Here is a 9868-nt window from a genome sequence, read left to right on the forward strand (position 1 = left end):
TCAGTTCCCCCGTCCCGGCCCGGACGGCGGCGAAGACGGCGTCACGAGGCCCGTGGCCTGGAGGTAGTCGGTGAGGGCCTGGTCCCGGCCGGGCGGGCCCGGCAGCCGGGACGCACCGCGCCGGACGACGGCGGACCCGGCGGCGGCCAGCCCGCCGAGCACCACCACGGTCACCAGCAGGACGCCCACGGACGAGGTGCCGGTCGAGCACGTCCCGCCGCGTCCCAGGTGCGGCTTCCCGAGCTCGAGCCGTGGCCGGTAGCCGTAGCCGACGTCGCAGGCGGACGCCTTCTGCGGCGCGAGCGGCAACGCGAGACAGGCCGCGAGCGCGCCGAGCACGACGACCCGGGCGGCGCCGGAGAACACCCCGCGGACGGCGGTCATGACGCCGCCCCCGCCCGGGTGAGGCCGTTCGCCTTCAGTCGCATGACCTTCGCACGCAACGGTCCACCTGCTTCCGGGTCGGACGACGCGAGGTCGAGCTGGGCGCATTGGAGCCGGTACACGGCGAGCGCGGCGGCCGGGCCGTGCCGCTTCCAGGTGCCCGCGAGCGTCCACAGCCGAAGGGGCGGGTCGGCGAGGAAGTACGCCTCGACGGACGTGATCGGGCCGCCTGGCTCGGCCCGCGCGAGGATCGCCGTCCGGGCCGTCGCGGCACGCGCCCGCAGGCCCGTGACCAGCAGCAGAACGGCCACGACGGCGAACGGGAGCTGAGGCAGCAGCCACAGCGCCGGCGACGCGATCAGGGTGTCGAACGTCCCCCCGGCGGACAGGTGCTCGTGGGTGATCTTCGACAGCCATCCCGCCAGCGTCTCGGAGCCCGCCGTGCCGCCGACCGCCGTGGCGAACGCCGCGAGGACGGTCCGGGTGCGGTTCTCGCGCGGGCCGGTCAGCGCCAACGCCAGGCCGCCGCCGAGCAGCGCGCCGAACAGCACGGACCCGCCGAGCAACCCGATCGACTGCCGGATCCAGTACTCGAACCCGCCGGTCGCGCCGTTGACGAACGTCAGCGACCCGTACAACCGGATGAACAGGACGCTCTCCACGAACGCGCAGCCCAGCCCCGTCGCCGCGCCGAGGACGAACCCGGTGACCACGTCCACGACCCGGTGCCGCAACAGGAGCAGCAGGACGACGACCCCGGCGGCGACGGCCAGCGCGTTCACCACGAACAGGTGGAGGACCGCGAGGTCGATCATGCGGAACTGGTCCCGCACCTGGCCGCCGAGCGCGTTCAGGTCGTCCAGCGCGGATCCCGAGCTCGTCGGACGCGGCAGCAGGTAGCCGCCGATCGTGCCGAGCGCGAGGCCGCTGAACGCCCGGCCGAGCCCGAACACGATCAGCGCGCCCCAGCCGAACGCGGCGGCCAGGAGCGTGAGCGGCACCCGCCCGAACCGCTGCCCGAGATGCAGGACGGCCAGCACGAACGCCGTTCCGGGCACGCACAGCAGCGCATCCCCCGGATAGGAGAACACGACCGTCAGCGCGAGCAGCGCGAACGGGCCGAGCAGCACGGCGACCGTCGCCCAGACGAGGGCGGCCTCGCGGCGTCCCTCCGGGCGGGTGATCCGCGCGTACACCTGGAGCGCCGCGCCGAGCACGATGCCCGCGACGACCGTCCAGAAGACGGCTTTCGGCATGGAGAGCAGCCGTCCGAGCGACCCGGACGCGCCGGGGTCCCGCACGAAGATCGACAGGGTCGGCTCGTTCGGCGAGAGGTGCGGGCGCATGAGGTTGAGCAGGAGTTCCAGCAGGTAGAGCGCGATCGTGACGCGGGCGAACAGCAGCGCCCGGTCGCGCGCCGGGGAGTCCTCGCGCGGCGGTTCCGCGGCCTGCGGGCCGGTCACGGCGCGCCTCCCGGGAAGCTCGGCATGCTCGGCAGCGCGGGCATGCTCGGCACGGACGGCATGCTCGGCATCCCGGTCGGGAAATCGGACGGCAGGTCCGTGGGGAAGTCCGTCGGGAAGTCCGTGGGCATCTGTGGCACGGACGGTGTCCGCTGACCGCCCGGGGCCTGGCCGGGCATCCGCGGGAGCGCGGGCATCGCCGGGGCGGGCGGGTCGTTCGCCCCCGAGAAGTCGATCACCAGCCCCGCGGCCAGCGCCGCCAGGCCGACGACCGCCCCCATGGTCATCAGCCGGGTCAGGCGCCGCGTCCCGGATGCGGTCCCGCTCACCATGCTCATCGTCCCGGATCACCCCGTTCACCCGTCGGTGCGGACAGGGTGGCCCCCTCCGGTACACACCGGGTACACGGGGCGGCCGCCGGCTGGCGGGAGCCGTCCCCCGTGCGGGCGTTCAGAGCGCCGAAGCGGCCCGGTTCCGCCTGAGGCGGAGGGTGGTGACGAGCGCGGCCGTGGCCGATGCGCAGACGAGGTAGCCGACGAGTCCCGCCTCGCCGACCAGGGTCAGGGCGCGTCCGGTGGTGTCGTAGGCGGCGATGAACGCGCCGCCGGGCGCGCCGAGGTGGTCGCCGAGCCCGAACAGCGCCGCCGCCGGGACGGCGATCTCGTTCGGGGTGTCGCGGACGTCCGGGTAGGCCCAGGCGAAGGCGAGGAGCGCCAGGTCGGTGATCGCGAACGCCGCGACCGCCGCCGTCGCGACCCGTCCGCGCGGCAGCGCCAGCGTCGCGGTGATCAGGGGCGCGAGCAGCACCAGCGGCACGAGACCGAGGGAGAACAGCATCATCGCCGCCAGCCACCCCGGGGCGAGCAGGCGGGCGGCGAGGGCGACCAGGGTCACGGCGATCTGGAGGAGCAGCAGGGCGCGTCGGGTCATCCTCCGAGCCTCACCGCCCGGACGCCCCGGCGGCAGCCCCCCGGATACTCAGATCGCCCCGCCCCGGTACTCAATCACCCTGCGTGACCTCGGCGGCGGGCGCGCGCCGGGGCGTGTCCGGGCCGGCGCTACCATCGACGCGTGCCCACACTCATGCTTCCGTTTCTGCTTGTCGTCGCCGTTCTGACCGTCACTCCAGGGCCGGACATGGCCCTGGTGCTCCGAAACGGCGTCCGGGGCGGGCCCAGCGTCGCGTGGTGGACGGGCCTGGGCTGCTGCCTCGGCATCGCGGTGCACGCCTGCGCCGCCGTGGCCGGGCTGTCGGCGCTGCTCGCCGCGTCCGCCGCGGCGTTCACGGTCGTCCGGCTGGCGGGGGCCGCCTACCTGGTCTACCTCGGGGCGTCCGCGATCTGGCACGCCCGGCGCGGCCGGAAGGCGGGGCCCGTGACCGTGACCGTGACCGTGCCCGTGACCGTCGCGGCGGTCGGCCGGAAGGCCGCGTTCCGGCAGGGGCTGCTCAGCAACCTGCTCAACCCGAAGATCGTGCTGATCTTCCTGACGCTGCTGCCGCAGTTCGTCGCGGACGGCGAGCCGCGCCTGGCGACCACGGCCGTGCTGGCCGGGGTGTTCCTGGCCTGCGCCGTCCTGTGGTGGCGGCTGTTCTCGCTGCTCGTCGGGGCGCTCGGCCGGGTGCTGTCGCGGGAGCGGGTGCGCCGGGTGTTCGACCGCGTCACCGGGACGGTCCTGGTCGGCCTCGGCCTCCGTATGGCGCTGGAGCACGGCTGATCCTCGCGCCGACCGGCGGCACCGGGGCCGCGCAGGCCGGTCCGGCGGGCGACGACGTAGCCTGGAGGCATGAGGCGCCGCAAGGTGGCGTACGGCATCATGATGGGCACGTGCCTCACGCTGTTCGTCCTGTCCTGGACGGTGGTCGCCCGGTTCAGCCCGCCGGCCGCCATCGTGATGTCGATCGTGGCCATGGTCATCCCGCCGTTCGCCGCGATCGTCGCCAACTGGGGCATCGACCGCCGGGAGTGACCGGGCGGCCTGAGATGATCGCCCGGTGAGTGACCTCGGTATTCCCGGCGCGCTCGACCTCGCCGGGATCTTCGTGTTCGCGGTGTCGGGGGCGCTCGCGGCGGTGCAGAAGCGGCTGGACGTCGTCGGCATGGTCGTCCTGGCCGAGATCACCGCGCTCGGCGGCGGCATCCTGCGCGACGTGGTGATCGGCGCCGTGCCGCCCGCCGCGTTCACCAGCGTCGGCTACGTGCTCGTCCCGCTGCTGGCGACCGCGATCGTGTTCTTCTGGCATCCCCAGGTCACGCGGATCATGCCGACCGTCATGCTGTTCGACGCGGCCGGGCTCGGCCTGTTCTGCGTCACCGGCGCGATCAAGGCGCTCGACTACCACCTGTCCCCGCTGCACGCGGTGCTGCTCGGCGTCATCACGGCGGTCGGCGGCGGCATCCTGCGCGACATGATGAGCGGGCAGATCCCGTCGGTCCTCTACGACCGGCAGCTGTACGCGCTGCCGTCGCTGGTCGGCGCGACGGTCGCGACGCTGCTGTGGCAGGAGGGACTGCACGGGGCGTCGGTCTCGGCGGGAGCGGCGCTGCTGGCGTTCGGGCTGCGGGTGGCGGCGATGCGCTGGAACTGGCGGACGCCGCGCGCCCGGGGCGTCCGCGACTGACGTCCATGGAGCATCCGTCCGGCCGGCCGGCGGACGGGGAACGAGGGAGTAGTTTCGAGGCATGGGGCGGATCACGGTGCGCAGGCCGGTGGAACGGCTGGTGGTGGGGGGCGCGCGGAACCGGCGGGCGGACACGCTCGCGGTCGAGGAGCCGCTGGAGATCCGGGTGGCGGGCACGCCGCTCACGATCACGATGCGGACGCCCGGCGACGACTTCGACCTGGTGTCGGGGTTCCTGGCGGCGGAGGGGATCGTCGGGTCGGCGGACGACATCGCGGCCATGCGGTACTGCGCCGACACCCATGAGCAGAACACCCTGGACGTCGTGCTCGCCCCGGGCGTCCGGCCGCCGGACGCGTCGCACGTCCGCGCGTTCACCACGACCAGCGCGTGCGGGGTCTGCGGCAAGTCGAGCATCGAGGCGCTGCGGGCCGAGCGGCGGCGGTACGACGTCGCGGCCGACCCCCTCGAGCTGGACGCCGGGGTCCTCGCCGGGATGCCCGACGCGCTGCGCGCGGCCCAGCGCGTGTTCGACCGGACGGGCGGCCTGCACGCGGCGGGCCTGTTCGACGCGTCCGGGAAGCTGCTGGCGCTGCGCGAGGACGTCGGACGGCACAACGCGGTCGACAAGGTCGTCGGGTGGGCGCTGCGCGACGGCCGCCTCCCCCTGACCGGGACGGTGCTCATGGTGAGCGGCCGGGCGTCGTTCGAGCTGACGCAGAAGGCGACGGGCGCGGGGATCCCCGTCCTGGCGGCGGTGTCGGCCCCGTCCTCGCTGGCGGTGGAGCTGGCCGAGGACGCCGGGATGACCCTCGTCGGTTTTCTTCGTGGTACGACGATGAACATCTACAGCGGTGAGCACCGAATTCGCGCGTGATGTGACTACTCACCGGTAGCCCACGTCGGTAGCCTGCTCCCCATTCCACTTGTGCGGAAGTGGCGGAAGTGAAGGAGCGGTCATGACCGAGTCCCTGTCACCCCGGGGGACGGACTTCACGATCGACGAACGGCATCCCCCGATCCGGCCGCGCCGGGTGACCTTCGACTGGTCGTCCACGCCGCTGCACTGGATCCCGGGGGACCCGGTCGCCACGCACATCATCAACTCCTTCCATATCGTCCTGCCCGAGGGCGAGAAGTGGTTCATCCAGGCCGTCCGGGACGCCCGGCCCTACCTGCGCGACGAGAAGCTGCTGGAGGAGATCCGCGGGTTCATCGGCCAGGAGATGGTGCACGCGCGGTCGCACCAGGGCGTGCTCGACCAGCTCCTGGAGGCCAACGGGATCGACACCGAGAAGATCACGTCCCAGATGGCCGCGGGCAACGCGCAGCGCCCGGCGGACATGGAGCGGCTGAAGGCCAGGTCGCCGCGCGCCTGGCGGCGCCGGCTGCGGTTCGAGCTCGCCGCGGTCTCCTCGATCGAGCACTACACCGCCGTCCTGGGCCAGTGGATCATGGACAACCGGCGGCTGGACGCGGCGGGCGTCGACCCGACCATGCTGGACCTGCTGCGCTGGCACGGCGCCGAGGAGGTCGAGCACCGGTCGGTGGTGTTCGACACCTACCAGGCGATGGGCGGCCGCTACCCGATGCGCGTGGCCGCGTGGGCCGCGTCACTGTTCTTCCTGTACTGGGCGCTCATCGGCGGCTCGCTCTACCTGATGAAGCAGGACCCGACCGTCCGGGGGAAGGTGACGCTGCCGCGCGTGTGGCTCTCCTACCGCCGCTCGGTGCGCAAGGGGCACGTCCCGGGCATCTTCCGGCTGCTGCTCGGCGAGGCCCCGGTCTACCTGCGGCCGTCCCACCACCCGTCGCAGATCTGCTCGACGCCGCGCGCGCTCGACTACCTCATGGCGTCCCCCGCCGCGAAGGCCGCCGGGCACGACCCGTACTAAGCCCCGCCGCGGGCGCCGCGCCCGGACGACGTCCAGGCGCGGCGTTCCGGCATGCCCGAGCGCCTCTGGAAGCACGCGCCCGCGCGGGCGGGCCGGGCATGGTGGTGTGAGTCACTCGTGACCCGGCGCGACTTGACCGGTGACCCGTCCGCGCGATTAATTAACATCGTGTCCAATAATGTCGCGCTCGCCCGCACCGACAACGCGGCGGAGCTTGAGCGCTTCCGCGAGGTCCAGCGATTGTGCTACCAGTGCGCCGAGGAGATCGCGGCCACCCTCGAACCCGGCGTGACCGAACGCGAGGCGTGCCGCCGCATGCGGCGCTGGCTGCGCGAACGCGGCGTGGACGACTGGCTGCACACGCCGTTCGCCTGGTTCGGCGACCGCACCGCCTTCCAGGGCTTCAAGGTGCCCACCCAGTTCCTGCCGAGCAACAGGCGGCTGGAGGAGGGCATGCCCTACATCCTCGACATGGCCCCGGTGAAGAAGGGCTTCTCCGCCGACATCGGCTACGGGGGCGTGCTCGGCGAGAACCGGATCTGGGAGCGGCTCGACACCGACCTCGCCGAGTACCGGACGCTCATCCTCGGCCTCGTGCGCGAGCGCCGCACGTTCGCCGACATCTACACCGAGGTGGACGCCCTGATCGACCGGCAGGGCCACCAGAACCGGCACCGCAAGTACCCGGGACGCGTCATCGGGCACCAGGTCGGGATCATCGGCGGGCCGCTGCCGAAGGGCGTCGGGTTCCCGTTCGGGGTCCGGTTCCTCCAGACCATCGGCCGCGAGCTCGTCAAGGAACGCCTCGAGGGCCGCTCGCCGCTGTGGAACGGCGCGAAGCAGTCCCAGCATCCGCCGACACCGGGCCTCTGGGCCGTCGAGCCGCACATCGGGTTCCGCGGCGTCGGCGTGAAGTTCGAGGAGCTCCTCGTCGTCACCGAGGACGACGCGTACTGGCTCGACGACGACCTGCCCCACGTCCACCGCTGGGCCGCACGAAAGGCCGCCTCATGACCACCCCGCAGACCTCAGGAGCGGTCCGCCGCCGCCGCGTCCGGGGCGACGGCGTCGACCTGGCCGTCTACGAGCAGGGCGACCCGGCCCGTCCGACCGTCCTGCTGATGCACGGCTACCCCGACACGCACGCGGTCTGGGACGAGGTGGCCGGACGGCTCGCCGAGCGGTACCACGTCGTCCGCTACGACGTGCGGGGCGCGGGCGCGTCCTCGCGGCCGTTCGGGAAGCGCCACTACACCTTCTCCTACCTGATGGCCGACATGCGGGCCGTCCTCGACGCGACCGCGCCGGAGCGGAAGGTGCACCTGGTCGGGCACGACTGGGGATCCATCCAGGCGTGGGAGGCCGCCTGCACGATGGCGGACCGGTTCGCGTCGTTCACCTCGATCTCCGGGCCGTGCCTGGACCACGTCGCGCAGTGGACGCGCGGGAACCTGCGCCGTCCGACGCCGCGGAACGTGCGGCACGGGCTCGGGCAGGCCGCGCGGTCCTGGTACATCTACTTCTTCCAGACCCCGCTGCTGCCGGAGATCGTGTGGCGGGCCGGGATGGGCGGGCCGTTCGCGAAGGCCCTCGAAGTCGGCGAGGGCGTCGCGTCCCGCGACGGGCACCCGGCGCGCACGCTGCCGCGCGACGGCGCCGCCGGGGTCGGCCTGTACCGGGCGAACATGCTGAGCCGGATGCGCGCCCCGCTCCCCCGCCGCACGGACGTCCCGACGCAGGTCATCATCCCGACCAAGGACCTGTTCGTGTCGCCGCACCTGGTCGGCGGGCTCGGCGACCGCGTCCCGGACCTGTCGCTGCGGACGATCCCCGCCGGGCACTGGGTGGTGCGCAGCCACCCGGACGTCATCGCGCGCTGGATCGGCGAGCACATCACCGGCACGACCGGCGGCGCGCTCACGGCCGCCGAGTCCCGCGCGCTGCGCCGGGCCCGGGTCGTCCCGGGCCGGCGTCCGTTCGAGGGCTCGCTGGTGGTGGTGACCGGCGCGGGCAGCGGCATCGGCCGGGCGACCGCGCTGGCGTTCGCCGAGCGCGGCGCGGAGGTCGTCGCCGCCGACCTGGACCCGGCGTCCGCCCAGCGCACCGCCGAGCTGGCCGGCCTGCTCGGCCCGGACGCGCACGGCCTCCAGGTGGACGTCGCGGATGCCGCCGCCATGGAAGACTTCGCCAAGACCGTCCTGAACGACCACGGCGTCCCCGACGTCGTCGTCAACAACGCCGGGATCGGCATGGCGGGCGGGTTCCTCGACCACACGCCGGACGACTGGAAGCGCGTCCTGGACGTCAACCTGTGGGGCGTCGTCCACGGGACGCGGCTGTTCGCGGCGCAGATGGCCGAGCGCGGGCAGGGCGGCCACATCGTGAACACGGCCTCGGCCGCCGCGTTCACGCCGTCCCGGGCGCTGCCCGCCTACTCCACCAGCAAGGCGGCGGTGCTGATGCTCAGCGAGTGCCTGCGCGCCGAGCTGGCGGGCCGGGGCATCGGCGTCACCGCCATCTGCCCCGGCGTCGTCAACACCAACATCACCAGGACGTCCCGGTTCGTCGGACGGGACGAGGCGGCGCAGGAGAACGACCGCAGGCGCGCCTCCCGCGCCTACGCGCTGCGCGGGTACGGCCCGGAGAAGGTCGCCGAGCAGGTCGTCCGGGCCGTCCTGAAGGACCGCGCGGTCGTCCCGGTCACGCCCGAGGCGCACGCGAGCCGCCTGCTCTCCCGCCTGTCCCCCGGCGTGATGCGCCTCCTGGCCCGCGTCGACGTCGGCTGACTCACCAGCCCGGCACCTCCCCGGGAACGCACTCCGGCGTGCGCACGACCGCATGGTCGGAGGCGTTCCCGAGGACGTACTCCAGGACATGCTCCGAGGCGCGCTCGTCGGCGTGCTCGGAGGCCCGCTCGAGGACGTGCTCGGAGGCCCCCTCGGGGACGTGCTCAGAGGGGCGCTCGGAGACGTGCTCGGAGGCCCCCTCGGGGACGTGCTCAGAGGGGCGCTCGGAGACGTGCTCGGAGGCCCCCTCGGGGACGTGCTCAGAGGGGCGCTCGGAGACGTGCTCGGATGCGTGCTCAGAGGGGCGCTCGGGGGCGTGCTCAGAGGGGCGCTCGGGGGCGTGCTCGGAAGGGTGTTCGGAGGGGCGCTCGGAGGCGTACTCGATCGCGTAGAGGCGCAGCAGCTCGGGGAAGCGGTAGGCGTCGTGGCCGCTGGGGTCGTACCCGGCGAACTCCACCAGGCCCGCCCCGGCCAGCTCGTCGATGACGTCCTCGGCGTGCTCCAGGCTCATCCCCAGCACCACCGCCGCCTCGGCGGCGCAGAACCGGAGGGGCCGCACGCCGAGAACGGCGAAGGCCTTCCTGGCGGGGACGGTCAGCGCCGGCGGGGCGGTGGCCAGCACCCGGCGCAGGTCCAGGTCCGCGGCGTGCAGCTCGTCCAGGCGGCGGGGCGCGTCGCGGAGCCGGGCGGCGAACCGCGCGACCTGGCCGTGCGGGCGCA

The 9868-nt window shown here is 73.7% G+C and carries 11 protein-coding genes and 1 pseudogene; 7 read left to right on the forward strand and 5 right to left on the reverse strand.

Annotated features, from left to right (window positions below; translation table 11 throughout):
• The 4 genes from EBO15_RS26640 to EBO15_RS26655 all read right to left on the reverse strand — a co-directional run bounded on the left by EBO15_RS26640 (position 1) and on the right by EBO15_RS26655 (position 2777).
• Positions 1 to 384, reverse strand: coding sequence for a hypothetical protein (locus EBO15_RS26640; protein ID WP_122197193.1), 384 nt, complete (start codon positions 382 to 384; stop codon positions 1 to 3).
• On the reverse strand, positions 381 to 1847 hold the full coding sequence (locus tag EBO15_RS26645) for a PrsW family glutamic-type intramembrane protease (RefSeq protein ID WP_122197194.1): 1467 nt from the start codon (positions 1845 to 1847) through the stop codon (positions 381 to 383). The genes EBO15_RS26640 and EBO15_RS26645 overlap by 4 nt, the downstream gene beginning before the upstream one ends.
• Complete coding sequence (locus EBO15_RS26650; protein WP_147481658.1) at positions 1844 to 2185, reverse strand: hypothetical protein; 342 nt, start codon at positions 2183 to 2185, stop codon at positions 1844 to 1846. The genes EBO15_RS26645 and EBO15_RS26650 overlap by 4 nt, the downstream gene beginning before the upstream one ends.
• A gap of 112 nt (positions 2186 to 2297) precedes the next feature.
• Positions 2298 to 2777, reverse strand: a complete 480-nt coding sequence (locus tag EBO15_RS26655; protein WP_122197196.1) for a hypothetical protein — start codon at positions 2775 to 2777, stop codon at positions 2298 to 2300.
• Between the two features lie 141 nt (positions 2778 to 2918).
• Here EBO15_RS26655 and EBO15_RS26660 point away from each other — a divergent pair, with 141 nt between their 5' ends.
• The 7 genes from EBO15_RS26660 (at position 2919) to EBO15_RS26690 (ending at position 9148) form a co-directional block, all read left to right on the forward strand.
• The gene (locus tag EBO15_RS26660; protein ID WP_122197197.1) at positions 2919 to 3563 is read left to right on the forward strand and encodes a LysE family translocator; all 645 of its coding nucleotides are present in this window, start codon (positions 2919 to 2921) and stop codon (positions 3561 to 3563) included.
• A 69-nt stretch (positions 3564 to 3632) separates the two neighbouring features.
• Positions 3633 to 3815, forward strand: a complete 183-nt coding sequence (locus EBO15_RS26665) for a DUF3099 domain-containing protein (protein ID WP_122197198.1) — start codon at positions 3633 to 3635, stop codon at positions 3813 to 3815.
• A 25-nt stretch (positions 3816 to 3840) separates the two neighbouring features.
• The gene (locus EBO15_RS26670) at positions 3841 to 4467 is read left to right on the forward strand and encodes a trimeric intracellular cation channel family protein (RefSeq protein ID WP_233616450.1); all 627 of its coding nucleotides are present in this window, start codon (positions 3841 to 3843) and stop codon (positions 4465 to 4467) included.
• Between the two features lie 61 nt (positions 4468 to 4528).
• Positions 4529 to 5344 (forward strand): formate dehydrogenase accessory sulfurtransferase FdhD, encoded by an 816-nt coding sequence (fdhD, locus tag EBO15_RS26675; protein WP_122197199.1) that lies wholly within the window; start codon positions 4529 to 4531, stop codon positions 5342 to 5344.
• Between the two features lie 82 nt (positions 5345 to 5426).
• Complete coding sequence (locus EBO15_RS26680; protein WP_122197200.1) at positions 5427 to 6362, forward strand: metal-dependent hydrolase; 936 nt, start codon at positions 5427 to 5429, stop codon at positions 6360 to 6362.
• A gap of 168 nt (positions 6363 to 6530) precedes the next feature.
• Complete coding sequence (locus tag EBO15_RS26685; RefSeq protein WP_233616452.1) at positions 6531 to 7376, forward strand: M24 family metallopeptidase; 846 nt, start codon at positions 6531 to 6533, stop codon at positions 7374 to 7376.
• A complete protein-coding gene (locus EBO15_RS26690; protein ID WP_122197202.1) occupies positions 7373 to 9148 on the forward strand; it encodes an SDR family oxidoreductase in 1776 nt (591 codons plus the stop codon). The genes EBO15_RS26685 and EBO15_RS26690 overlap by 4 nt, the downstream gene beginning before the upstream one ends.
• 1 nt (position 9149) lies before the next feature.
• Here the strand turns inward: EBO15_RS26690 and EBO15_RS44450 are convergent.
• A pseudogene (locus tag EBO15_RS44450) lies at positions 9150 to 9868 on the reverse strand (hypothetical protein); the annotation flags it as partial.

This window comes from Actinomadura harenae (assembly GCF_003696215.1).
GTDB classification, from domain to species: Bacteria; Actinomycetota; Actinomycetes; order Streptosporangiales; family Streptosporangiaceae; genus Spirillospora; species Spirillospora harenae.

Excerpts from the sequence above, each read along its gene's own strand:
- EBO15_RS26680 (WP_122197200.1), top strand. The coding sequence starts at position 5,427 with ATGACCGAGTCCCTGTCACCCCGGGGGACGGACTTCACGATCGACGAA.
- fdhD (WP_122197199.1), top strand. The coding sequence starts at position 4,529 with ATGGGGCGGATCACGGTGCGCAGGCCGGTGGAACGGCTGGTGGTGGGG.
- EBO15_RS26650 (WP_147481658.1), bottom strand. The coding sequence starts at position 2,185 with ATGAGCATGGTGAGCGGGACCGCATCCGGGACGCGGCGCCTGACCCGG.
- EBO15_RS26690 (WP_122197202.1), top strand. The coding sequence starts at position 7,373 with ATGACCACCCCGCAGACCTCAGGAGCGGTCCGCCGCCGCCGCGTCCGG.
- EBO15_RS26665 (WP_122197198.1), top strand. The coding sequence starts at position 3,633 with ATGAGGCGCCGCAAGGTGGCGTACGGCATCATGATGGGCACGTGCCTC.
- EBO15_RS26640 (WP_122197193.1), bottom strand. The coding sequence starts at position 384 with ATGACCGCCGTCCGCGGGGTGTTCTCCGGCGCCGCCCGGGTCGTCGTG.
- EBO15_RS26655 (WP_122197196.1), bottom strand. The coding sequence starts at position 2,777 with ATGACCCGACGCGCCCTGCTGCTCCTCCAGATCGCCGTGACCCTGGTC.